This window comes from Acinetobacter nosocomialis (assembly GCF_041021905.1).
Taxonomy (GTDB): Bacteria; Pseudomonadota; Gammaproteobacteria; order Pseudomonadales; family Moraxellaceae; genus Acinetobacter; species Acinetobacter nosocomialis.
In genome coordinates this window covers 2,935,301-2,959,533 of sequence record NZ_CP157432.1, presented here as the reverse complement: position 1 = coordinate 2,959,533, position 24,233 = coordinate 2,935,301, and the positions used below count along the sequence as shown (strand labels likewise).

Sequence of the window (24,233 nt, the reverse complement as noted above, 5' to 3'; positions counted from 1 at the left end):
GGTATGATTTAAAGCAAATTTACTAATTTTGAGTCATTCTATTCATGTTAAAGCTGATTTATTACGTACCTGAGTCACATCTTGAGTCGACTAAACAGTCCATATTTGCGGCCGGAGCAGGTGGGATAGGGAACTATGAACAATGTGCTTGGCAAGTTAAAGGAATAGGGCAATTCAAGCCAGTTAAAGGAGCTGATCCTTATATTGGAGAGCTAGGTGAACTTGAGCAAGTTGACGAATGGCGTGTTGAAACGATTGTGCTTGAAGAAAAGGCAAATGCAGTAGCAAAAGCATTAAAGGCAAGCCATCCTTACGAAGAGCCTGCCTTTGAGTTTATTCAAATCATAGAAGTTGATTTTTAATTAAATTGTGAAAAGTCCGGTTTACGTTTTTGCATAAATGCCTGCACAGCTTCTAGCATTTCTGGAGATTGAACGCGTTGCATAAAGATTTCTGCTTCATGGTCAATACATTCAATAATCTGATCTAAATCATGTTTCATTAAGGCTTTGGTTTGTTTTAATGAAGCAAGTGGTAAAGCTGTTAAGTGTTGAGCAGTTACCTGAGCAGTTGCATAAGTATCTTCGACGATTTCATTCACTAAGCCAGCTTGTAGAGCAGTTTCTGCATTGATCTTTTTCGCAGTAAACAGTAGTTCAGCTGCTTTGTGATAACCGGCTTGTTTAACCAATAATTGACTTGCGCCACCTTCAGGAGAAAGCCCAAGGCTAACAAAAGGAATTTGGAAGAGGGCCGTATTGTCGGCAAAAACGAGGTCTGCCTGTAATAAAATCGTAACGCCAATACCAATTGCTACGCCTTTTACTGCAATAATAAGCGGCTTTGATAGTCTGGCAGCAGATTTAAGGAGTACAAATGGAGGAACTTGACCTGCTGGGCCAGCATTCGGATTTTGTACAAAACCCATAAAGTCTTTCATGTCATTACCAGCGGTAAAGTCATGTTCGGCACCACGTAGAACGACTACTCGTACATCTTTATTTTGGTCAGCTTCATCAAGTGCTTTGGCAATCCATAAATAAAGTTCGCCATATAATGCATTTTTTGCTTCTGGGCGATTTATGGCTAAGGTGAGTACGCCACCTTCTAAATTTGCTTGTAAATGTTGATGAGGTTGTTGAATACAGCTAAGTGTCATCGTACTATCCTTGCTTTAAACCACGTTGTTGATTTTTAGGTTCTCATTATGGCGCATATTTTTTGTAATAAGCGTAACTGGTGAGTTCATAAAAAGTGAAAAACTCATTATGTATACATTTGATTATCTCGTTTTTATAGGTCGTTTTCAGCCATTTCATTTAGCACATATGCAAACGATCGAAATCGCGCTACAACAAAGCCGTTATGTGATTTTGGCATTAGGTTCCGCCCAAATGGAACGTAATATTAAAAATCCTTTTCTCGCGATTGAACGAGAGCAAATGATTTTATCTAATTTTTCATTAGATGAGCAAAAGCGTATTCAATTTGTGCATGTTGTTGATGTTTATAATGATGAGAAGTGGGTAAAACAAGTCAAATCACTGGTAAATGGCGTGATAGAGCCGAACTCAAAAGTTGGTTTAATTGGCCACTTTAAAGATGAGTCATCTTATTATTTAAGATTATTTCCAGAATGGGTAATGGTGGAGCTGGATAGTTTAAAAGACTCTATTTCAGCAACACCAATGCGTGAGGCGTATTATCGTGGTGAAATCCAAACGGAATTTTTTCCTGTTGGAACTATTCAATTTTTAGATGAATTTAAAAAAACACGTACTTACCAACAACTTCAACAACGTTTTGAGCAAGATGACCGCTCTAACTTAGATGAAATTGAGTAATTAAATATAGATTAAGCATCGGCCCAAAAGATAATTCGGTTGGAAAAAGGATCGGTAATACTGAGTTCCAGCGTTTCCCAATCTGTTTTTTCAACCTGAGGTTTAGAAAATTTATAATCTTTTTGACTGAGTTCACTATGTAACTCATAAATATGTTCCCAATAAATACGGATTGCGCTGTGCGGACTTGCATCTCCAAAATGTTCAGATAAATGAATGATGCAATCATCTTTGGAAATCTGTAAATACAGTGGAAAGTTGTCTTCAAACTGGTGTTGCCAATCGAGCTGAAAGCCTAAAAACTCAAGGTAAAATGATCGAGCTAAATCAACATCAAAAATTCTTAAAATTGGTGTAATAGAACCTGATTGCATCATTTTTCCTTTTAACGTGTACCAAATTGTTGAGTCCAATAGCTCTTTTGTTTAGCAGTTTGGTCAGAAGCACAAGCAATTGCATAAGTTGTGAATTTTGGATTCATTAAATTGCTACAGTGTAGGGGACTCGATAGCCATTTAGACATTACCTCATTTAAAGTTTTCTGCCCGCTCGCGACATTTTCACCGTTGGCTTTACCAAGTGAATTATAAAGTTTTAGTCGTGACTTTAGATCGAGGCCAGTCGAGCCAACATGCCCAAGAAAGTTATGTGCCGCCATATCTTCACTATGAGAAAGTGCGCCTTTATATAAATTATTATTCCAACTCAGCGGCGTGGTTGCGGAAAAATACTGCGGACCACATTGGCGTGATTGCTGGCGTATTTGATTGATTGTACTAAGAATAGCTTTTTGGTAGGCAGGGTTTTGTAAATCTTGGCAGCTTATTTCTATAGATGATTTTTGAACTTGTGGAGTAGAAGAGCTAAGTGCAGGATGCATGCTTGATGAGTTAACTGAGCACGCAGCAGTAATAAGGCTACAAGGCAATAAAGTATAAACTTTTAGTAGATTCATAATAATGCTTGAGTTCGAATTATTTTAATATTTTTATCATACGCCAAATTAAAATATATGAGTAATTTTTGTACATGTAAAAAAGCGAGTCTTAAACCCGCTTTTTTGTTGCTCAAGCTTATTAAGCCGTTTGTAATGCTTTTAAGTCTTCTAAAACTTGTTCTGCATGTCCAGCAGCTTTTACTTTGCGATAGCTTTTAACTAAAGTTTTGTTATGGAAAATAAAAGTAGAGCGCTCAATACCCATTACTTTTTTTCCATACATATTCTTTTCTTTAATGACATCAAAGTGATTACAAAGCACTTCTTCTTTATCACTAATGAGATCAATGGTCAGTGCCTGTTTTTCTGTAAAGTTTTGGTGGGCTTTTACTGAGTCACGTGATACTCCAAAAATACGAGCACCCAAAGCATCAAACTGGTCTTTTGAACAAGAAAAACCGACAGCTTGTGTAGTACAGCCTGGAGTTGAATCTTTAGGGTAGAAGTAAATAATCAGCCATTCATTGTCGACTTCAGCTAAATTCACTTCGCCGTGTGTAGTTGGGAAAACCTGATTTGGTAGTTGAATATTTTCAGACATTTCTTATCCTTTAAAAGTTAAATTCGATCTAATTCAAGTGGTAGAAAAGCATATTCTTCATGATAAACAATATCGAGTTTTCTTACAGGAATAGCTTTGTTAAAAATTGGGCCGTCAATGACAGTGGTATGGAATTCGCCGCCCTCACCACATGGATCAATTCCGCGGTTTTCAAGTTCCTGTATATACTCTAGCGATAACATTTGACCTAAATCTTCTACCTTCATCCCGAGTTTAAGGTTTACGGTCACAATGATGCTCTGAAATCCAAGTTGAATAAACTCTTCAACAACTTCACGGTGAGGGCGTAGCCAAAGTGGCATTCCTAGTTTAAGTCCAACCATTTGAGTGACGCGATCATGCCAACAGCCATGTTCAGGCATATCTAAGTCACCTGTAACCAGTACTTCTGCACCTTTTTGTTTAGCTTCATTCAATAAGTTAATGAATTTACTTTCATAGTCATTCCAGCTAGATGAAGCCATAAACACGGGTAAGCCAATTGCTTTCGCTTGTGCTTGAATAATATCAAGTGGCATAGCATGGGAACGGGAGCATTGGCCATGTTCTTCCAGCATAACGATTAAACCAATTACATTCCCAGTTCGCATTGCATCATACAGTGCAAGAGAACTGTCTTTACCTCCACTAAAGGAGACAATTGACTGTCTGTTATGTGCGTTGGTTTTCCATTGTTCTTGCATGGTTTATTTCGAATGATGAGGTCAGTGTCATTTTAACAGAGCTATAAAAAAAGCCTGCATAAATGCAGGCTTAATTTGGAGCAACAAAAGCTTATTTTTTAGGAGCTTGTTGTTGAGCTGCTTTCATCGCTTCTTCAGTTAATTTTTCAAGCTTAGTTGTTAACTGCGGACCGAAACATGCTTTAAGATCACGGTTTTGTTGTTGTACAAAAGCTAAAGAGCTTGGGCTTTTCTTCGCATTGATTGCGCTTTGGATTTCCCATTTTTGTGCTTCAGTCACTTTACCTTGTGCTTCCACTTGGCAGCTACAGAATTTGCTAACTTCAGCTGAGCTTAATTTACCGCCTTTTGCAGTTTGGTCTTTACAAACGTTGATTAATGCACCTTTAACGTTAGTGCTTTTATATGCTGCTTGAACTGGGTTATCAGCTGCATGAACTGAACCAGCCATAAGTGCAGCTGCTGAGAATAAAGATGAAAGAATAAGATTTGATTTTAACAACTTCATAAATTTTACCTACTTATTGCGGTATATAGCGTGTTGGATCGGTGACACCAGCATCGATAAAGCCTTCTTTACGCAAACGGCAACTGTCACACTTGCCACACGCACGTCCTTGAGCATCTGCTTGATAGCAAGATACCGTTTGACTATAGTCTACGCCATGTTCAATCCCTAAACGTATAATATTCGCTTTGGATAAATGTAACAGGGGTGTTTCAAATTTAAGTGGTTTTCCTTCAACGCCAGCTTTAGTTGCTAAACGAGCCATATTGGCAAAAGCATCAATAAATTCTGGGCGACAATCAGGATATCCTGAATAATCAACAGCATTGATACCAATAACAATCGCTTCAGCATTGAAAACTTCTGCTGCTGCTAAGGCATAAGAGAGGAAAATTGTGTTACGTGCTGGTACATAAGTTACAGGAATGCCTTCTTGTAATTGTTCTGGTACAGCAATGTTATGGTCTGTAAGTGCAGATCCACCTAAATTGGCTAAATCGATATTAATAACACGATGTTCAACGCCTGCGCGCTGCGCTAATGCTTTTGCTGCATCAAGTTCAGTGGTTGAGCGTTGACCATACATAAAACTAATAGCGATACATTCATAGCGCGCTTGTGCCCAAGCTAGGCAAGTGGTTGAGTCTAAGCCGCCTGAAAGTAAAACAATGGCACGAGGGCGCATATTTTTCTCCATATTCGGAATGATTTGTTTTATTGAATGATTAACGACCTGATTCATCGTTCCAGAGCAGTTTATGTAACTGTAGCTGGAAACGAACAGGCAGTTTATCGTCCAGTATCCACTGTGCCAGATCACGTGCTAAACGTGGTAGGCCAACAGCACCTTTTTCAACTGCAAAGGCAGGGGAGAACCAAACGGTACTGACTTTGTTCTGCAGTTGATATTGTTCAACTTGTTGTTTTGACCACTCATAGTCTTCACGATTACAAATCACAAATTTGATTTGGTCATGTGAAGTTAGGTAGTCAAGATTGCTGATGAGATTACGATGTTCTTCACCAGAAGTTGGAGTTTTTAAATCGAGAACTTTAGAAACACGTGGGTCTACTTTTGACACATCGAGCGCGCCACTGGTTTCCAAAGAAACGTCAAAACCGGCATCGCATAAACGTTGTAATAAAATTAAGCAATTTGGCTGTGCTAAAGGTTCGCCACCAGTTACACAAATATAAGGCGTTTGATATTTTTCAGCCGTTTCAATAATGTGCTCTAGTGATAAACGTTCACCTCCTTCAAAAGAATAGGTGGTATCACAATAACTACAACGTAAAGGGCAACCTGTGAGACGAATAAATACAGTCGGTAGACCAGAGGCATTTGCTTCACCCTGCAACGAGTAAAAAATCTCGGTAATGCGTAAACCAGACGCAGGGTCAGAGACAGGAATTGCAGAGGAACGTAAGGAAGCCATTCTAGAAATACCACACTATATAAAAAATAAAATCTCTACGATCAGTGTTGACCGTAGAGATGCTTGATCAAACTGAAATTAGTCAGCGCGTAACAAATCGTTCAAACTTGTTTTTGCACGTGTTTGCGCATCAACTTTTTTCACGATAATTGCAGCGTATAAGCTGTATTTACCGTCAGCAGACGGGATGTTACCTGGTACAACAACTGAACCAGCAGGAACGCGGCCATAATGGATTTCGCCAGTTTCACGGTCATAAATTTTGGTTGATTGACCAATGAAAACGCCCATTGAAATGACTGAACCTTCTTCAACAATAACGCCTTCAACGATTTCAGAACGCGCACCGATAAAGCAGTTGTCTTCAATAATAGTTGGGTTAGCTTGTAATGGCTCTAAAACACCACCGATACCAACACCACCAGACAAGTGAACGTTTTTACCGATTTGAGCACATGAACCTACAGTTGCCCATGTATCAACCATTGTACCTTCATCTACATAAGCACCAATATTGACATAAGATGGCATTAACACCACATTTTTAGCTTGGAAGCTACCACGACGAGCAACAGCAGGAGGAACAACACGAACACCAGCAGCTTTAAATTGCTCTTCAGTCCAACCAGAGAATTTAGTTTCAACTTTGTCGTAGAAACGAAGATCACATGACTCGATTGGTTTATTGTCATTTAGTTTAAATGATAATAAAACAGCTTTTTTTAACCATTGATGAACAACCCATTCACCATTGATTTTCTCTGCAACACGAAGTGTACCGTTATCTAATCCAGCAATTGCTTCTTCAACAGCTTGGCGAATTTCGCTTGAGCAATCTGCTGCAGTAAAGTTTGCGCGGTCTTCAAATGCTTGCTCAATGATCGTAGAAAGCTGAGACATGATCTTCCTTCCATAAAAAATTTTAAAGATTTTACACTAATTTGTGACAAGAATCTTTGAAAAAACGTGTTACGTTTAAAGCGAGAGTTAAAGTGGAAAAGCTTATTAGATAATCAAGTGTTTTTTACACAAAAATGATTTGAAAATAAAAATTTAACTCAATTTGTATCAAAAAATAACAGAAATCTAGCAGTTTTTGTATAAAAAAGAATCTATGCTCTTGAATATAATTTTTGTCACAAGCTGAATAAATTAAAAACAGAGCCTTTTCTTGAGGAGAAAACGATGAAAGTATTACGTGTTTTAGTGACAACTACAGCTTTACTTGCTGCTGGTGCTGCAATGGCAGATGAAGCTGTTGTTCATGACAGTTATGCATTCGATAAAAACCAATTAATTCCAGTAGGTGTTCGTGCTGAGGTAGGTACTACAGGTTACGGTGGTGCTTTATTATGGCAAGCAAACCCATATGTAGGTTTAGCATTGGGTTATAACGGCGGTGATATTTCTTGGCGTGATGATGTGTCAGTAAATGGCACTAAGTACGACTTAGATATGGACAATAACAACGTTTATTTAAATGCTGAGATTCGTCCTTGGGGTGCAAGTACTAACCGTTGGGCTCAAGGCTTATATATCGCTGCAGGTGCTGCTTACTTAGATAATGATTATGATCTTGCTAAACGTATTGGTAATGGTGGAACATTAACAATCGATGGTAATACTTATCAGCAAGCAGCTGCCGGTCAGGAAGGCGGTGTTCGCGGTAAAATGAAGTATGATAATGATATTGCTCCTTACGTTGGTTTGGGTTTCGCACCTAAAATCAATAAAAACTGGGGCGTATTCGGTGAAGTAGGTGCTTACTATACTGGTAATCCAACAGTTCAGTTAACGCAATATAACCTTGCACCTGTAACAGGTAATACTACGCTTCCACAAGATGCAGTTGATAAAGAAGCAAACAAAATCCGTAACGATGACAAATACAAATGGTTACCAGTGGGTAAAGTTGGTGTGAACTTCTACTGGTAAGATCCTAAAGAAAAAACGAGCCTCGGCTCGTTTTTTTATAGATAAAAATAAAAGAGCTAAAAAGCTCTTTTATTTTTTTGCAGTTCTTATTCATCTGGATAAGCAATTTTCTTCAACGCTTTAATGTCAGCATCAGGTGAGCATAAAGAAATAAACTCATAACCGTAACCGCGTAATAAGTGACCTTTGCGAACAGCAATCCATGTAGTATTAACACCAAAGATATCAGTTTTAATTTGCTTTAAACGATAGTCACGTTCCGCATCATAGGCAACATCGTTGACAATTCCGACTCCCATACCAAGTTCAACATAAGTTTTAATAACATCGGCATCAAGTGCAGACATTACGATATCTGCATCAATTTGAGCATCTTCAAATGCTTTATCAATTTTAGAGCGACCTGTAAAACCACCGTGATAAGTAATCAATGGATATTCAGATAAAGCATCAAGATCGATTTTATCGAGCTTTGCAAGTGGATGATCTTGCGGAGTAATAATACTGTGCTGCCATTGATAGTATGGAATACTTGCTAAGTTTTCTTCAGTGGTTAAAGACTCTGTCGCAATACCAATATCGGCTTCGCCTTGTAAAAGCATTTCTGCAATTTCGACAGGACTGGCTTGTTGCAAAATCAAATGGACTTTAGGGAACAGCTTTTTAAATTGATTGACAATCGGTGGTAGCACATAACGCGCTTGAGTATGCGTTGTCGCAATTGTTAAAGTACCTTCGTCCACTTTATTAAAGTCATCTGCAAGACGTTTAATATTTTCTGCATCTACAAGCATACGTTCCACAATGCTAAGTAGCGATTGGCCTGGTTCAGTTAAACCAAGTAAACGTTTACCTTTACGAACGAAAAGTTGTACACCTAACTCATCTTCTAAATCTTTAATATGTTTACTTACACCTGATTGAGAGGTATATAACGCGGCAGATGCTTCCGTTAAATTAAAGTTTTGGCGTACTGTTTCTCGGATAATTCTTAATTGTTGAAAGTTCATTTACACTTTTCCTCGAAAGAGGTGAGGAACGGCTTTAAATTCCGCGAGATGGCTCCTCACCAAATAATTCCTTAAGCAACTTGATCTGCAAATAGGTGAAGTTGAGATGCACTCACCCAAACAGTTTGATTCGGTTTAAATGCATGTTGTTTTGCAGCTTCACTGCTCAAAGCAATCTCAATTAAACGTCCATTACGATCTTGTAATTCCGCCACTACTTTTCCAGCAATCCAGACTTCACGTACAAAAGTTGCTTCAATTGTATTTGCCTGTGGTTGCGAATGAATATGTAACTCATCCGGACGGGCAAAAGCAATCACTTTTCCTTGCGGTGCCTGAACTGTAGTCGGTAATTCGATACGATCATTGCCAATACGGATAATACCGCCAGCATGTTCGCCTTCAAAACGGTTTGCTTGACCTAAGAAATCAAATACGAATGGTGTGGCAGGTTTTTCGTAAACTTCACGCGGCGAACCAATTTGTTCGACGTTACCTTTATTCATCACAATAATTTGATCAGCTACCTCAAGTGCTTCTTCTTGATCATGGGTTACGAAAATTGAAGTGATATGCAGCTCATCATGCAAGTTCCTTAACCAGCGGCGTAGTTCTTTACGGACTTTGGCATCAAGTGCGCCAAATGGTTCATCAAGCAATAGCACACGAGGCTCTACAGCGAGTGCTCGCGCTAAGGCAATACGTTGACGTTGACCACCAGAAAGCTGAGCAGGGTAGCGGTCTGCTAAAAAGCCCAGTTGAACTAGGTCAAGCAAGCGAGTAACACGTTTTTTAATCTCAGCTTCCGAAGGACGTGTGGCACGAGGGCGAACACGTAAGCCAAAAGCAATATTGTCAAATACAGTCATATGGCGGAATAAAGCATAGTGCTGAAATACAAAGCCAACTTGACGTTCGCGAACATGGACATTAGTTGCATCTTCGCCTTCAAGTAATACTTGACCGCCATCGGCCGATTCTAAGCCGGCAATAATACGAAGTAGTGTGGTTTTACCGCAACCAGATGGTCCGAGTAGCGCAACCAGCTCGCCCTCTGGAAAGTCTAGGGAAATATTTTTAAGCGCATGGAATGCACCAAAGTGTTTTTCAATATTCTTAACTTGAATACTCATGATTTCATTCCTTACGAATCAGTTGAATGCGGTTCTGGTTTGTCTTGATGTAGTTCTAACCAAGTTTTCAATACCAGTGTTAATAAGGCTAAGAAAGCAAGCAATGAGGACACGGCAAAGGCTGCGCTGAAGGTGTACTCGTTATATAAAATTTCAACATGCAGTGGCAGAGTATTGGTTTCACCACGGATGTGTCCCGAAACTACCGATACTGCGCCAAACTCACCCATTGCGCGGGCATTACACAAAATCACACCGTAAATCAGACCCCACTTAATGTTAGGCAGAGTGACTTTCCAAAAGGTTTGCCAACCTGATGCACCGAGTACAATAGCTGCTTCTTCTTCCTCTGTTCCTTGCGCTTCCATAAGAGGAATTAACTCACGTGCAACAAATGGAACTGTGATAAAGATGGTCGCTAAAACAATTGCAGGTACGGCATATAAAATCTTAATGTCATGATCCATTAGCCAGCCGCCTAACCAACCTTGAGCACCAAAAATCAGTACAATCATTAAACCTGCAATAACAGGTGAAACTGAAAAGGGCATATCAATAATGGTGGTTAAAACTGCTTTGCCTTTAAACTGGAACTTAGAAACAGCCCATGCTGCTGCAACACCAAAAATCACATTAATCGGAACGGCAATTGCTGCGGTGAGTAATGTTAATTTCACTGCTGACAGGGTATCTGGATCAATTAAAGCTTGAACATAGACTTCAAGGCCTTGTTTAAATGCTTCAACAAAAACCAGAATAAGTGGCAGCATGAGGCAGCTAAGGAAAAAGATCAGCGCAATTGTAATGAGCGTATAACGTACCCAAGTTGGTTCACGTGTCGCATCACGAGATTGCAATTTCAAAGCAAGAGCATTGCTGTCGGTATGTAGGTTCATGTGATATTTCTCCCTGTACGACGGTTTGCCCATGCTTGAAGTAAGTTAATGACAAATAAAATAATGAAAGAGAGAACCAACATTACTGCTGCAATAGTCGTTGCACCTGCATAGTCATATTCTTCAAGGCGCGAAATGATCATGAGCGGGGCAATTTCAGTTTTAAACGGCTGGTTTCCTGCAATGAAAATTACAGAACCATATTCACCTACACCGCGAGCAAATGCTAAAGCAAAGCCTGTAAATAGGGCAGGGAGTAGTATTGGTAAAATAATTTTAGTAATGGTCTGCCAACGATTTGCACCGAGTGCGGAAGCCGCCTCTTCAAGTTCAGTTTCAATATCGCTTAATACCGGTTGAACGGTTCGAACAATAAAAGGAATACCGATAAACACTAAAGCTAGCGTAATCCCGATAGGGGTATATGCAACATGAATACCAAGTGGTTCTAAATATTGACCAATCCAGCCAGTAGGAGCATAAAGCGAAGTGAGTGCAATACCTGCGACTGCCGTTGGTAGTGCAAAAGGTAAGTCTACTAAAGCATCAACTAGACGTTTTCCGGGAAAGTTATAACGGACAAGGCACCAAGCTAAAAGTAGTCCGAAAACAACATTAATAAACGCCGCAATTAAAGCTGAACTAAAGCTGAGTTGAAGCGATTTTAAAATACGTTCAGAGGTTAAAATTTCCCATAGTCCGTCCCATCCGATTCCAAATGATTTGATAAAGACTGCGGCTAATGGAATAAGCACAATAAGAGAAACGTAGGCGAGGGTGAAGCCCAATGATAGACCAAACCCAGGCAGCACTCGGGATCGCTGCGACATGATATTTCCTCAAAGAGAAAAGCCTGCTGAAACCAGTAAGCGAATAAATAAAGATAAACGGCGCGGTATAAAGCTGGGTATTAAGCAAATTTCAAAGAGAAATGTGTCTTTACCGGATCAATAGATGAGTGGCTACACATCGAGTCTTCAGGAAGTAGATAGTTCAGTAAGTCAGGAAATGGGCCAAAACCAGACGCAACATTAATATGCCCAACTTGTCCAAGATTAATCGGGTCTAATTGCCAAGCTTTAGCAAGTTGTAAAGCATCGAAAAAATCTAGCCAAGGGTCATTTTCACTAATCAGTAGTGTTGTAGGCACATTAATTTTTAACTGATGAAAATAATCTTTGTAGTCAGTCAGGCTATGGCGGGCAAAACCTGCTTCACCAAAACGTGCTGGATTTGCAGGAGCAACCAAAATTAATTTTTTAACTTGAAGTTGTAAATCAGGATGCTCAGCCAAAGCAGCAACACTGGTTAAGCAACCGAAACTATGCGCAACGATTTGTACGGGTGCTTGTACTGCTTGAACTGTTTTAACAAATTGCTCAATCCATTCACTTAATACGGGTCTATCCCAGTTTTTTTGCTCAACACGAGAACTAGACACGAGTTGACGCTGCAACCAAGATTGCCAATGTTGATGTTCACTTCCACCTACACCTGGGACAATTACAGAGTGAGTCATGTCTGTTCTCCTTATCGTTAGTACAAAGAATTACTTCTCTGCACTATTGATTTTCACGATTTGATCGAAAACACCACCATTATCAAAGTGTTGTTTTTGTACTTTTGTCCAACCGCCAAACTCTTTATCAATTGTCACGAGTTTCAATGGTTTAAATACATTGCTGTATTTTTTGAGTACAGCTGCATTACGCGGACGGTAGAAGTTACGTGCTGCAATTTCTTGGCCAGCAGGTGAGTACAGGTAGTTGAGGTAACCTTTCGCGATGGTGAGGTTGCCTTTTTTGGCAGCGTTTTTCTCAACAACAGCAACTGGTGGTTCAGCTAAAATAGATAGAGATGGGGTAATAATTTCAAACTTGCCTGGCTGTTCGCGAACAGCTAAATGAGCTTCGTTTTCCCAAGCAAGCAATACGTCACCAATGCCACGTTCAGCAAAAGTTGTTGTTGCACCGCGTGCACCTGAGTCTAAAACTTTAGTGTGCTTATAAATTTGGCGGACATATTCTTGTGCTTTAGCATCGTTACCACCTGGTTGATGTTTTGCCCAAGCCCAAGCTGCAAGATAGTTCCAACGAGCACCGCCAGAAGTTTTCGGGTTTGGTGTAATAATTTCTACACCTGGTTTGATTAAGTCACCCCAGTCTTTAATTTGTTTAGGGTTACCCTTACGTACCAAAAACACGATTGTTGATGTGTATGGTGTAGAGTTTTGTGGCAACTTCTTTTGCCAATCAGTTGGAAGTAATTTTGCTTTTTCAGCAATTTCGTCAATATCAGCTGCAAGTGCTAATGTCACAACGTCAGCATTTAAGCCATCAATTACTGCACGAGCCTGTTTACCAGAACCGCCGTGTGATTGCTTAAACTGAATGTCTTGACCAGTACGCTGCTTCCAGTAAGTACCAAACTGTTTATTAAAGTCTGTATATAACTCACGAGTAGGATCGTAAGAAACGTTTAAAAACTCTTGCGCTGCAAATGATGAAACAGAAAGAAGCGCAGCAATAACCCCAACTTTTAATTGAGAAAAACGCATGAGATAACCCCTCAAAAATACGAAATGTTCAAAACATGAACGCAGAATAGCGCTAGTCTTTATTCTAAAAAAATAATAAAAAACGAATTTAATATGAAAAAAATAGAAATAATAAAAATGGATAAACTATTCTTAAATCTTGATATATAACAAGTTTCAAAAGTTCAAACTAAATCGGTATAATTTTTAAAAATCAGTCGTTTATTAATTAAATGAATGGTGTTGTATTGTTGAGCGGTTTTTAAATAAAGGACGGATTAAACATGTGGTGTTTTAAAAATGGACAACCTGTTGAAACTATTCCGTTACTAGACCGAGCATTTCATTATGGAGATGGTTGCTTTAGCACAATTCGTGTTTTTCAGAATGAGATAGAGCTTAAAGCTCGTCACTGGGAACGTCTAAAACTTGCTTGTCAAAAACTAGCTTTAATTGCAAATTTTGAATTAATTGAACAGAGTTTGCAGCATTTATACCAACAAAACCTTGTGCTCAACGGCACTTTAAAAATTGTGATTAGCCGCGGTGAAGGTGATCGTGGTTATACTTTACCAAAGCATGAGGCAGATATTTATGTCTGGTTTTATCCAAAAGCACTGGAGCAATTCCAACCCGACTTTATACAGTGCGGGGTTTTAAATCAGGCCTTAGGTTTAACCATGCCGAGTCTAGTTGGACTTAAATCTTTAAACCGTCTAGAACAGGTATTGCTAAAAAAAGAAGCAGATCAACAAGGGTGGGCAGAAGCATTAGTATCTGATGTACAAGGTTATATTGTTGAAGGGGTAAGCAGTAATTGTTTTATTCGTTTAAATGATAGATGGATTACACCGGAACTTCGCTATAATGGCGTCCACGGTGTGATGCGTGCAGAAATTTTGGCACGTATGCAGCACCATGGAATTGCCTGCGAAGTCAGAATAATTGAATTAGATGAAGTGCCACAAATACAGAGTCTATTCTTTTGTAATGCTTTACATCCAATGCGAGTGGTTACTCAAATCGGTGAACAAACTCTAGATTCACAGGCGTGCCTAAATTTATTTCATAATCTTAACTTGAATCAGATTCATTAATATGCCGAAGCCACCTGTGAACGCGAAAGCAAAAAATGCTAAAAAAAAGAGCAAGAAAACAGCATCTCATTTTCCTAAAAAGTTGGTGCTGATTGGCTTTTTTATCGTTTTAATTTCTATTTTTGCTATTTTGTGGTCAAGTTTATTTAAAGCTTATCCTGTTGAAGGGAAAAAGCAGATGCTATCGATCACATCAGGTGAGACCTATTCTGGTTTTATTGATCGTTTAGCCAAAGAAAATAAAATCCATTTCCCAATTGTACTTAAGCTTTATCAAAAGTTTATGATTCATGACAGCATGAAAGCTGGTGTGTATGAAATCGAACAGGGAATGAGTGTAAGACAAGTATTGGAGATGTTGTCTAATGCTGATAATGCTCAGATGAACCGTATTTTGGTGATTGAAGGTACGACTTTTAAACAGCTTATTACTGCACTCAAAAATGATAAAAATGTAAAAAATACAATACTCGATTTACCAGATGACCAGCTTATGAAGGCTTTAGGTATTCCTTATCATCATCCGGAAGGTTTATTTGCGCCTAACACTTATTTCTTCGCAAAGGGTGAGACTGATAAAAAAATCCTCACCGATTTATATCATCATCAAATGAAAGCTTTAGATACTGCTTGGGCAAATCGCGCACCAAACTTACCTTATAAAGATAAGTATGAAGCTTTAATTATGGCTTCAATTGTTGAGAAAGAAACAAGTGTAGATAGTGAGCTTGAGCAAGTATCTGGTGTATTTGTACGCCGTCTGAAAATTGGTATGCGTTTACAAACTGACCCAACCGTGATTTATGGAATGGGTGATAACTATAAGGGTAAGATCAGTCGCGAAGACTTACGTACACCAACCGCATATAATACCTATACAATTAATGGCCTACCGCCAACACCAATTGCTTTGCCAAGTCAAAAAGCAATTGAAGCAGCACTACATCCAGATGACTCAAATAATATTTATTTTGTGGCAACTGGTAATGGTGGCCATAAATTTACAGCAGATTTACAGGCTCATAATCAAGCGGTGCAAGAGTACTTATCCGTGTTGAGATCGAAGAAATAAGGAAAAGAGATGTTTATTAGCTTTGAAGGCACGGAAGGGGTAGGTAAAACTACACTAATTCGAAAAATTCATCAGCATTTTGAAGAGCAAGGTAAACAAGTTGTTTTAACTCGCGAGCCAGGTGGTACACCGCTCGCAGAACAAATACGTTCGATGCTTTTAGCGGTAAATCATGATGAAAATATGAGTCATGATACTGAGCTACTCTTAATTTATGCGGCACGTGCTCAACATTTACAACAAGTGATTTTGCCGGCTTTAGCCTCTAACAAAATTGTTTTAAGTGATCGTTTCACAGATGCCAGCTTTGCTTACCAATGTTCTGGTCGTGGTTTAAGCCAAGATAAATTACAGCTTTTAAATCAGAACTTTGTTTCACGTATGCCAGAGGTGACTTTCTGGTTAGATGCACCGATTGAACTCGGTATGAATCGTGCACGTGAGCGTGGAGCTTTAGACCGTTTCGAGCAAGAAAAGTTAAGCTTCTTTACTAAAGTTCGCGAAGGTTATGAGACTTTATGGAAATCTGAACCAGAACGTATTAAACGTTTAGATGCTACGCAAAGTCCTGAACAGGTATTTGAGCAAGCCTTGCAATACTTAGGATAAATAATAAAAGCCACTCTCAGTTCTGTGGGAGTGGTTAAAAATGACGAAAAATCTGCTTAAAAAGATCATAGAACATATTGAACAGTATTTTATGCTATTTTGAATACTGTTCTAAAATTGAAGAAAAATAAGGATGAAAAGTTCAAAAGAAGAAATCATAGCGTTTCTTGAAAAGGAATTTCCCCCAAGTCTTGAACATTGCACGATTGAATCAGTTACACCTAGAGCTGCTGTCGTTTATTATCATGTAGATCAAAGACATCAACGCCCAGGCGGTACCATATCTGGTCCAACCATGATGACTTTGGCAGATTTTGCTTTGTATATTGCAATACTCGGTGAAATTGGAATTGTGGGTTTGGCGGTAACGACGAATTTTAATATTAATTTTCTAAGAAAACCTGCAGGTGATAAAGACTTACGTAGTGAATGTAAGCTTATGAAAGTAGGAAAAAGCTTAGTCGTGGGTGAGGTCTGGATTTATTCAGTTGGGCTAGAAGAACCAGTAGCGCATGTGACCGCGACTTATTCAATTCCACCAAGACCACAAATATAAAACTAAATAAAAAGCACAGCCAGAGCTGTGCTTTTTTGTAGAAAAATAGCCTAAATGTCGGTATTAACCAAGGGCTGCTCTACTGCAAAGTTTGGAGGCGTTAGAACTGTCTTACGAATCTCACTCGAAGTTCCCGGATAATCTAGAGTGTAATGTAGGCCACGCGATTCTTTACGTTGCATGGCACAGCGCACAATCATTTCAGATACTAAAACAAGGTTACGCAGTTCAATTAGGTTTTTGCTGACACGGTAGTCTTGATAATATTCAGTGATTTCACGCTTTAACATCTCAATACGGTGTAAAGCACGTTCTAAACGTTTTGTGGTTCTGACAATACCAACATAATTCCACATGGTTGAACGTAACTCATCCCAGTTTTGTAAAATAACCACATCTTCATCTGGGTTGGTTACTTGTGAATCATCCCAAGTTGGTACTTCTGGTAATTTGAAGTTTTCATCAAATTTATTTTCGATGTCTTTTGCTGCACTCATACCGTAAACAAAGCACTCAAGTAACGAGTTACTTGCCATACGGTTTGCGCCATGTAAGCCTGTATAAGAGGTTTCACCAATTGCATATAGACCTTCAATATCGGTCTGACTATTTGAGTCAACTACAACACCACCACAGGTATAGTGTGCAGCCGGCACCACCGGAATCATGTCTTTGGTAATGTCGATACCTAGCTCAAGCAATCGTGCATAAAGTGTAGGGAAGTGCTCTTTAATAAACTCAGGTGATTTGTGCGTAATGTCCAACCATACGTGACGAATACCAAGACGTTTAATTTCATGGTCAATGGTACGTGCCACAATATCGCGAGGAGCCAACTCTGCACGATCGTCAAAACGTAGCATAAAACGTTCGCCGTCTGGTAGACGTAAATAAGCACCTTCGCCACGCATGGCTTCGGTGATTAAGAAAGAACGTGCTTGCGGATGGTAAAGGCAGGTTGGATGAAACTGGTTAAACTCCATATTGGCTACACGGCAACCTGCGCGGTAAGCCATAGCAATACCATCACCTGTAGCAATATCTGGATTAGATGTATAAAGATAAGCTTTCATCGCACCACCGCAAGCAAGTGCGGTAAATGGAGCAAGGAAAGTATGAACTTTTTCTGTTTTTTCATCTAATGCATATAAACCAATAGCACGATTCGCTTGATCTATATGACCCAACTTATGCGACGTAATTAAATCAATCGCAATGTAATTTTCAAAAATTGTAATATTCTTGCGTTCTTTCGCTCGTTCAACCAATGTAGTTGAAATAGCTTTGCCTGTTGCATCAGCAGAATGGATAATACGGCGCTGTGAGTGACCGCCCTCACGAGTTAAATGAAGCTGTTCATCTTCATCTAAGGTGAACTGCACGCCTTGCTTTAAAAGAAAATCAACAGAAGGACGACCACCTTCTACAGTATGCTGTACTGCATCTATTTCACATAAATGAGCACCTGCAATCATAGTGTCATTAATATGTTGTTGAATAGAGTCAGTTTCATCAAGAACTGCAGCAACACCACCTTGTGCATAGAAGGTACTTGCTTCAGTTAAAGCAGCTTTGGCTAAAACTGCAATATTAAAATGACTTGGTAACGATAAAGCTAAGCTTAAACCAGCACCGCCACTGCCCACAATAATCACGTCAAAGTGGTGAATTGTCTGTTGATTAGGCATGTCCATTCGCATCAATTTAAAACGTCCGCTAATGACACCCCTTTTTACCTAAAAAGGCAAGAGCTTAAGCGCTCTAAGTCATAGAAAAATTGCAATTAGCTTAAAAAACTGCAATGTGTAAAATAAACGTGATGAGGATGCCTTACAAATAAACATATTGTTACGCACAATTCCAAAGCGTTGTGATACAACAGTTTTATTCTTATTCTCGTAGACCAATTGTGGGTGAGCACCGAATGAAATCTCGCTATTTACAACAAGGAATGTATGCAGCGGTATTTACAGTTGCTGCTGTTCAAGCAAACGCTGCTGTTGATTTTTCAAACCTCGTTGAACAAGTTAGTCCGGCTGTGGTGAGTGTAAACGTTGTAAAAAAAATGACGCAGGATGAACTGTTACAGCAGCAAGTTCCTGAAATTTTAAAACGTTTCTTTGGTAATCAGGTCATCATTCCACAGCAACAAGGTCCTCAAGAAAAAACCGCATACGGTAGTGCATTCTTTATTAGTAAAGATGGTTACTTACTTACAAACCATCATGTGATTGAAAATGCTTCCCGCATTAGTATTACTTTAAATGACCGTCGTGAGATTGATGCAACTGTTGTTGGTAGTGATGAACGTACCGATGTTGCTTTATTAAAAGTGAATGGAAATAATTATCCTGCTTTAAAAGTAGGAAATGTTGACCGTTTACGCGTAGGAGAGCCGGTTTTAGCAATTGGTTCACCATTTGGTTTTGACTACTCTGCTTCAGCAGGTATTGTCAGCGCTAAATCACGTAACATGAGCGGTGAAACCTCTGTACCATTTATTCAAACAGATGTAGCTTTAAACCCTGGTAACTCAGGCGGTCCATTGTTTAATCAAAATGGTGAAGTTGTCGGGGTGAACTCACGTATCTTTAGTGGTACTGGCGGTTATATGGGCTTGTCTTTCTCTATTCCAATCGATGTTGCGATGGATGTAGCTGAACAGCTTAAAACGAAAGGGAAAGTCACTCGTTCATATCTAGGCGTTATGATGCAAGATATTGACCGTAACCTTGCCGATGCTTACAAACTGCCTAAACCAGAAGGTGCTCTTATCACACAAGTTACGCCAAATTCACCTGCTCAAAAAGCAGGACTTAGAGCTGGCGATGTGATTTTAAAACTTAATGGTGCTTCTGTACTACGTACAAGTGATTTGCTCTATGCCTTAAACAAAGTACAGCCAAACCAAACAGTTCAGTTTGAAGTATTACGCGATGATAAAACTCGTAATATTTCGGCAACTCTGGCAACTGCACCAGATGAAACACCTGCTACAGGTACTCAGGCTTCTACTTCTAAAGGTCCAGTATTAGGCATGAGTATTCGTGATTTGGCTGAACCAGAGAAAAATGCGTTAAGCGTGAAAGGTGGTATTTATGTTCAAGATGTTCGCCGTGGTGGACTAGCATCATTGTCAAATATCATTCCTGGTGATGTAATTGTTCAGGTTAATAATACTCAAATTTTGAATAGCCAAGATTTTGCTAAAGTTGTTTCTAACTTACAAAAAAATACGGTTGCTCGGGTTGGGATTATTCGTCAAGGCCAACGTGCAATGCTTGGTTTACGCATCCAGTAATATGACATAAAAATGAGCCACCCTGAAAATGGGTGGTTTTTTATTATTTGGATTCGGCATAATGTGATCTAGCTAATTTGGATGTAGCTTTAGATTTAATGATTAAAGTGGGTGTTTTGTGAGCAGTATTTTCGATTTGCATATTCTGGTTCAGCCACAGCATATTGATGCTTTGGGCCATGTTAACAATGTAATGTATGTCCAATGGATGCAAGATGTTGCTGCTGCTCATGTTGAAACATTAGGAGTAGGCGTAACCAAATATCTTGAGCTTAAACATGCAATGGTTGCTGTTGAGCATCATGTACAATACCGTAAAGCTGCGTTTGAAGACGAAGAAATCGTACTACGGACATGGCTCGATGATATCAATGCACTTTATTCATTTCGCCAGTATGTTTTTTTTCGCCCTTCTGATCAGGCTGTCTTATTTGTTGGGAATACCAAATGGGCATGTATTGAAATTGAATCTGGCCGACCAAAACGTATGTCACCGACTTTTACACAAGCCTATAAGCCACTTGACTCAAGTATAAATCCTTTAGATTTTACTATTTCGTATAGAAGCGATTAAGAGAGATCAAAATTTGGAACATTTATTTTCGATTGAAACTCCTAGACTAATTTTAAGTGAATTGGAGGAAGGTGATAAAACATCTGTTTTTGAATTATTTTCAAATTCAACAGTACTTGAATTCTATGATTTGAAAGCTTTTGTTTCCTTAGAAGAAGCGGAAGTTTTGATTGAAAAAATGCATCTAAAATGGAAGACGCGTATAGGTTTTAGGCATGCTATCCGTCTTAAACAAAATAGAACTATGTTGGGAACATGTGGTGTAAATAGCATCAAGCAAGTTGATAATGATTTCGCTGTAGTGATTGGTTATGAGCTTCACCCGAAGGCATGGGGTATTGGCTATATGCAAGAAGCGCTTACAGGGATAATTCAGTATTTGAAGCAAGAACGTTTATTTGGGAACAAAATAAAATATATTTGGGCTGAAATATTTGAACGGAACATTAAATCTCAGCAAGTTGTAAATAAACTTGGATTTGAATTAATTGGTAAAACAGTTAATCATACTAACAATACGGTATCTGACAACTTACTCAAATTTGAGCTGAAGTTGTACTAATTTAAGTTTTCTTTAAAGAACATTACTTGGTTACATAAAGAAGTTTAAAAGCTTTTTTTAAAAGAAATAATTTATATCTTTTTCATTTCTGCAATCTGCTATAATCTCTCGCAATTTGTTAAACCGCTTTGGCTATGTATTAAAACAAGCTACATAGCACTTTATATTTTCTCAAGGTAGCCCATGGCGCAAGCTAAAAAATCAGTTGATATCAAAAATATCCGAAATTTCTCGATTATCGCTCATATCGATCATGGTAAGTCTACTTTGGCTGACCGTTTTATTCAGATGTGCGGTGGCTTACAAGATCGTGAGATGCAAGCTCAGGTCTTGGACTCAATGGAGCTTGAGCGCGAACGTGGGATTACCATTAAAGCAGCGTCTGTGACATTGTATTACACCCATCCAAATGAGCAAGAATATCAGCTTAACTTTATTGATACCCCGGGGCACGTCGACTTCTCGTATGAAGTATCTCGTTCATTAGCAGCGTGTGAAGGCGCGTTATTGGTCGTAGATGCGGCGCAAGGCGTAGAAGCTCAATCAGTTGCAAACTGTTATACAGCAATTGAACAAGGCCTCGAAGTTCTTCCTATTTTAAATAAAATTGATTTACCTCAGGCTGAACCTGAACGTGTAATTCATGAAATTGAAGAAATTATCGGGATTGAAGCGACAGATGCGCCAACTTGTTCAGCAAAAACAGGTTTGGGCGTTGAAGGTGTATTAGAACGTTTAGTCGACGTTATTCCAGCGCCAGAAGGTGATCGTGAAGCTCCACTTCAAGCGTTAATCATCGATTCATGGTTTGATAACTACTTAGGTGTAGTCTCTCTTGTCCGCATTAAAGAAGGTCGTATCCGTAAGGGCGATAAAATGTTGGTTAAGTCGACAGGACAAACTCATCCAGTAACTTCTGTAGGTGTATTTAACCCTAAACATACTGAAACCGATATTCTTGAAGCTGGCGAAGTAGGATTTGTTATTGCTGGTATTAAAGACATTTTTGGTGCACCAGTAGGTGATACTATTACGCTTGCGTCTACACCAGATGTTGCAACTTTACCTGGGTTTAAAAAGGTTAAACCACAGGTTTATGCGGGTCTTTTCCCAATCGATTCAAGTGATTTTGAACCATTCCGCGAAGCATTACAGAAATTACAAATTAACGATTCTGCCTTGTTCTTTGAACCTGAAAGTTCTGATGCACTTGGTTTCGGTTTCCGCTGTGGTTTCTTAGGCATGTTGCATATGGAAATTGTACAAGAGCGTTTAGAGCGTGAGTATGATCTCGATTTGATTAGCTCTGCACCAACAGTAGTCTATGAAGCCGTTACCAAAAAAGGCGATACGATCTATATCGACAGTCCATCTAAAATGCCTGATGGTTCAGTTGTTGAAGATTTACGTGAGCCAATTGCTGAATGTCATATTCTTGTGCCACAAGAGTACTTAGGTAATGTCATGACCTTGTGTATTGAGCGTCGTGGTGTACAAAAAGACATGAAATTTTTAGGTAATCAAGTTTCGATTACTTTTGAAATTCCAATGGCTGAAGTCGTGATGGATTTCTTTGACAAGCTCAAATCATGTTCACGTGGTTTTGCATCGCTAGACTATAACTTCGTACGTTTCGAAAGTTCATCTTTAGTTAAGGTTGATGTATTAATTAATAGTGAAAAGGTTGATGCCTTGGCTATGATTTGTCACCGTAATGATGCTCGCCATCGTGGTATTGCTTTAGTTGAAAAAATGAAAGATTTGATTCCACGTCAAATGTTTGATGTTGCAATTCAGGCTGCTATTGGTGCTCAAATTATTGCTCGTTCGACTGTTAAGGCGATGCGTAAAAACGTTCTAGCAAAATGTTATGGCGGTGACGTGTCTCGTAAGAAGAAATTACTTTCTAAACAAAAAGAAGGTAAGAAACGTATGAAACAAGTGGGTAGTGTAGAAATTCCACAAGAAGCGTTCTTAGCTGTTTTGAAAGTAGAAAGATAAAAGAAAGGGCTGGGATGAACTTATATTCTCCCAGCCATAAAGCAAGCAGCTAGGCTGCGAGTGAGGTCATGTGGATTTTGATTTTAATTTAATTCTTGTTCCAGTTACGCTGATTTTATTTGCAGTGTGGTTGCTAGATAAGCTGGTTTTTAAACAGCGTGCAAATAAAGGGCGAGAGAACGAAAATTTTGTTATTACATGGGCCTATGACTTTTGGCCAGTTTTAGCTGTTGTGCTTGTACTTCGCTCATTTCTTTATGAGCCATTTAATATTCCATCAGACTCTATGGTTCCAACTTTAGAGACTGGCGATTTTATCTTAGTTAATAAATTCGACTATGGTGTGCGTTTACCTATCGTAAATAAAAAAGTCATTGATGTAGGTGAACCGAAACGTGGTGATGTCATCGTATTCCGTTACCCACCTCAACCGACCATTAGTTATATTAAGCGTGTAATTGGTTTACCAGGTGACCATATTGTTTACGATCATGGTCAATTGATTATTAATGGTCAGAAAATTCCTAAAGTACCAACACAATTTAGTCGTGAAAAAGATGCTTTAGATACACCAACGTCTATTTATCATAAAGAAACAATTGGTGATCATACCTTTACGATGCGTGAACTCGAAGGTGTAAACGTTGCGCGTCAGGCACCATTTATCAACTATGTTGATAATGGCAAATATTCAAACCAAGACGGTTTATATTGGGAAGTAACTGTTCCGAAAGGACATTACTTTGCAATGGGGGACAACCGTGATCAAAGTGCTGACAGTCGTTTCTGGGGGTTCGTTCCTGAAGAAAATTTAACAGGCCGAGCTTTCTATGTCTGGATGCACAAAGAACCTGGTTTCCACCTGCCAAGCTTTAACCGAAATGGAAAAATAGATTAAAAACAACCATTAGGAAAAACAAA

At 39.0% G+C, this 24,233-nt stretch carries 28 protein-coding genes; 12 read left to right on the top strand and 16 right to left on the bottom strand.

The genetic code is table 11. The annotated features are described in order from the left end of the window. The first annotated feature begins 44 nt into the window (after positions 1-44). The gene (locus ABLC00_RS13820) at positions 45-362 is read left to right on the top strand and encodes a hypothetical protein (RefSeq protein WP_002052616.1); all 318 of its coding nucleotides are present in this window, start codon (positions 45-47) and stop codon (positions 360-362) included. Here the strand turns inward: ABLC00_RS13820 and ABLC00_RS13815 are convergent. Beyond that, positions 359-1,159: an enoyl-CoA hydratase-related protein gene (locus tag ABLC00_RS13815; RefSeq protein ID WP_033846089.1), complete on the bottom strand. Its 801-nt coding sequence runs from the start codon at positions 1,157-1,159 to the stop codon at positions 359-361. The two genes, ABLC00_RS13820 and ABLC00_RS13815, sit on opposite strands and share 4 nt — an antisense overlap. Positions 1,160-1,268: 109 nt before the next feature. Between ABLC00_RS13815 and ABLC00_RS13810 the strand changes: the two genes are divergently transcribed. After that, positions 1,269-1,844 carry a nicotinate-nicotinamide nucleotide adenylyltransferase gene (locus ABLC00_RS13810; RefSeq protein WP_080775597.1) on the top strand — a complete coding sequence of 192 codons (576 nt, stop codon included), beginning with the start codon at positions 1,269-1,271 and terminating at the stop codon, positions 1,842-1,844. An 11-nt stretch (positions 1,845-1,855) separates the two neighbouring features. Here the strand turns inward: ABLC00_RS13810 and ABLC00_RS13805 are convergent, their stop codons facing one another. From ABLC00_RS13805 to dapD, 8 genes are all read right to left on the bottom strand, one after another. After that, on the bottom strand, positions 1,856-2,218 hold the full coding sequence (locus ABLC00_RS13805; RefSeq protein ID WP_002052476.1) for a glyoxalase superfamily protein: 363 nt from the start codon (positions 2,216-2,218) through the stop codon (positions 1,856-1,858). An 11-nt stretch (positions 2,219-2,229) separates the two neighbouring features. Next, positions 2,230-2,799 carry a CAP domain-containing protein gene (locus ABLC00_RS13800; protein WP_033846088.1) on the bottom strand — a complete coding sequence of 190 codons (570 nt, stop codon included), beginning with the start codon at positions 2,797-2,799 and terminating at the stop codon, positions 2,230-2,232. Positions 2,800-2,920: 121 nt separating this feature from the next. After that, positions 2,921-3,382, bottom strand: a complete 462-nt coding sequence (locus tag ABLC00_RS13795) for a peroxiredoxin (protein ID WP_033846087.1) — start codon at positions 3,380-3,382, stop codon at positions 2,921-2,923. Positions 3,383-3,399: 17 nt separating this feature from the next. Next, complete coding sequence (locus ABLC00_RS13790; RefSeq protein ID WP_033846085.1) at positions 3,400-4,086, bottom strand: diphthine--ammonia ligase; 687 nt, start codon at positions 4,084-4,086, stop codon at positions 3,400-3,402. A 91-nt stretch (positions 4,087-4,177) separates the two neighbouring features. Further along, positions 4,178-4,594 carry a hypothetical protein gene (locus tag ABLC00_RS13785; protein WP_002052853.1) on the bottom strand — a complete coding sequence of 139 codons (417 nt, stop codon included), beginning with the start codon at positions 4,592-4,594 and terminating at the stop codon, positions 4,178-4,180. Between the two features lie 13 nt (positions 4,595-4,607). Continuing rightward, on the bottom strand, positions 4,608-5,279 hold the full coding sequence (queC, locus tag ABLC00_RS13780; protein ID WP_001247780.1) for a 7-cyano-7-deazaguanine synthase QueC: 672 nt from the start codon (positions 5,277-5,279) through the stop codon (positions 4,608-4,610). A 40-nt stretch (positions 5,280-5,319) separates the two neighbouring features. Then, on the bottom strand, positions 5,320-6,030 hold the full coding sequence (gene queE, locus ABLC00_RS13775) for a 7-carboxy-7-deazaguanine synthase QueE (protein WP_004885803.1): 711 nt from the start codon (positions 6,028-6,030) through the stop codon (positions 5,320-5,322). Positions 6,031-6,108: 78 nt separating this feature from the next. Continuing rightward, positions 6,109-6,930 (bottom strand): 2,3,4,5-tetrahydropyridine-2,6-dicarboxylate N-succinyltransferase, encoded by an 822-nt coding sequence (gene dapD, locus ABLC00_RS13770; protein WP_002052807.1) that lies wholly within the window; start codon positions 6,928-6,930, stop codon positions 6,109-6,111. Between the two features lie 285 nt (positions 6,931-7,215). On the opposite strand from dapD, the gene carO reads away from it, so the two are divergent. Then, positions 7,216-7,965, top strand: a complete 750-nt coding sequence (gene carO / locus ABLC00_RS13765) for an ornithine uptake porin CarO type 1 (protein WP_004885810.1) — start codon at positions 7,216-7,218, stop codon at positions 7,963-7,965. Positions 7,966-8,051: 86 nt separating this feature from the next. Here the strand turns inward: carO and ABLC00_RS13760 are convergent, their stop codons facing one another. The 6 genes from ABLC00_RS13760 to ABLC00_RS13735 form a co-directional block, all read right to left on the bottom strand. Next, positions 8,052-8,975 (bottom strand): CysB family HTH-type transcriptional regulator, encoded by a 924-nt coding sequence (locus tag ABLC00_RS13760; protein WP_002052645.1) that lies wholly within the window; start codon positions 8,973-8,975, stop codon positions 8,052-8,054. Between the two features lie 71 nt (positions 8,976-9,046). Further along, positions 9,047-10,108 (bottom strand): sulfate/molybdate ABC transporter ATP-binding protein, encoded by a 1,062-nt coding sequence (locus ABLC00_RS13755; protein ID WP_002052588.1) that lies wholly within the window; start codon positions 10,106-10,108, stop codon positions 9,047-9,049. Positions 10,109-10,119: 11 nt separating this feature from the next. Continuing rightward, complete coding sequence (gene cysW / locus ABLC00_RS13750; protein WP_004707525.1) at positions 10,120-11,004, bottom strand: sulfate ABC transporter permease subunit CysW; 885 nt, start codon at positions 11,002-11,004, stop codon at positions 10,120-10,122. Further along, positions 11,001-11,834: a sulfate ABC transporter permease subunit CysT gene (gene cysT, locus ABLC00_RS13745; protein WP_004885813.1), complete on the bottom strand. Its 834-nt coding sequence runs from the start codon at positions 11,832-11,834 to the stop codon at positions 11,001-11,003. The genes cysW and cysT overlap by 4 nt, the downstream gene beginning before the upstream one ends. 80 nt (positions 11,835-11,914) lie before the next feature. Further along, complete coding sequence (locus ABLC00_RS13740; RefSeq protein WP_004885816.1) at positions 11,915-12,523, bottom strand: alpha/beta hydrolase; 609 nt, start codon at positions 12,521-12,523, stop codon at positions 11,915-11,917. A gap of 30 nt (positions 12,524-12,553) precedes the next feature. Beyond that, a complete protein-coding gene (locus tag ABLC00_RS13735; RefSeq protein WP_002052521.1) occupies positions 12,554-13,561 on the bottom strand; it encodes a sulfate ABC transporter substrate-binding protein in 1,008 nt (335 codons plus the stop codon). Between the two features lie 263 nt (positions 13,562-13,824). Here ABLC00_RS13735 and pabC point away from each other — a divergent pair, with 263 nt between their 5' ends. The 4 genes from pabC to ABLC00_RS13715 all read left to right on the top strand — a co-directional run bounded on the left by pabC (position 13,825) and on the right by ABLC00_RS13715 (position 16,874). Beyond that, positions 13,825-14,637 carry an aminodeoxychorismate lyase gene (pabC, locus tag ABLC00_RS13730; protein WP_004885819.1) on the top strand — a complete coding sequence of 271 codons (813 nt, stop codon included), beginning with the start codon at positions 13,825-13,827 and terminating at the stop codon, positions 14,635-14,637. Between the two features lies 1 nt (position 14,638). Next, positions 14,639-15,709 carry an endolytic transglycosylase MltG gene (mltG, locus tag ABLC00_RS13725; protein ID WP_004885822.1) on the top strand — a complete coding sequence of 357 codons (1,071 nt, stop codon included), beginning with the start codon at positions 14,639-14,641 and terminating at the stop codon, positions 15,707-15,709. Positions 15,710-15,718: 9 nt separating this feature from the next. Next, entirely contained in the window at positions 15,719-16,318 is a 600-nt protein-coding gene (tmk, locus tag ABLC00_RS13720) for a dTMP kinase (protein ID WP_002052412.1), read from the top strand. A gap of 133 nt (positions 16,319-16,451) precedes the next feature. After that, positions 16,452-16,874, top strand: coding sequence for a PaaI family thioesterase (locus tag ABLC00_RS13715; RefSeq protein WP_004885824.1), 423 nt, complete (start codon positions 16,452-16,454; stop codon positions 16,872-16,874). A 50-nt stretch (positions 16,875-16,924) separates the two neighbouring features. Here the strand turns inward: ABLC00_RS13715 and nadB are convergent, their stop codons facing one another. Continuing rightward, positions 16,925-18,568, bottom strand: a complete 1,644-nt coding sequence (gene nadB / locus ABLC00_RS13710; RefSeq protein WP_031944226.1) for an L-aspartate oxidase — start codon at positions 18,566-18,568, stop codon at positions 16,925-16,927. 230 nt (positions 18,569-18,798) lie between these two features. Here nadB and ABLC00_RS13705 point away from each other — a divergent pair, with 230 nt between their 5' ends. From ABLC00_RS13705 to lepB, 5 genes are all read left to right on the top strand, one after another. Continuing rightward, positions 18,799-20,175 (top strand): Do family serine endopeptidase, encoded by a 1,377-nt coding sequence (locus ABLC00_RS13705; RefSeq protein ID WP_002052609.1) that lies wholly within the window; start codon positions 18,799-18,801, stop codon positions 20,173-20,175. 118 nt (positions 20,176-20,293) lie between these two features. Beyond that, on the top strand, positions 20,294-20,749 hold the full coding sequence (locus ABLC00_RS13700) for a thioesterase family protein (RefSeq protein ID WP_004885831.1): 456 nt from the start codon (positions 20,294-20,296) through the stop codon (positions 20,747-20,749). Positions 20,750-20,762: 13 nt separating this feature from the next. Next, positions 20,763-21,311: a GNAT family N-acetyltransferase gene (locus tag ABLC00_RS13695; protein WP_004885833.1), complete on the top strand. Its 549-nt coding sequence runs from the start codon at positions 20,763-20,765 to the stop codon at positions 21,309-21,311. A 183-nt stretch (positions 21,312-21,494) separates the two neighbouring features. Further along, complete coding sequence (gene lepA, locus ABLC00_RS13690; protein ID WP_033846083.1) at positions 21,495-23,312, top strand: translation elongation factor 4; 1,818 nt, start codon at positions 21,495-21,497, stop codon at positions 23,310-23,312. Between the two features lie 70 nt (positions 23,313-23,382). Further along, positions 23,383-24,210 carry a signal peptidase I gene (lepB, locus tag ABLC00_RS13685; protein ID WP_002052421.1) on the top strand — a complete coding sequence of 276 codons (828 nt, stop codon included), beginning with the start codon at positions 23,383-23,385 and terminating at the stop codon, positions 24,208-24,210. The last annotated feature ends 23 nt before the right edge of the window (positions 24,211-24,233 follow it).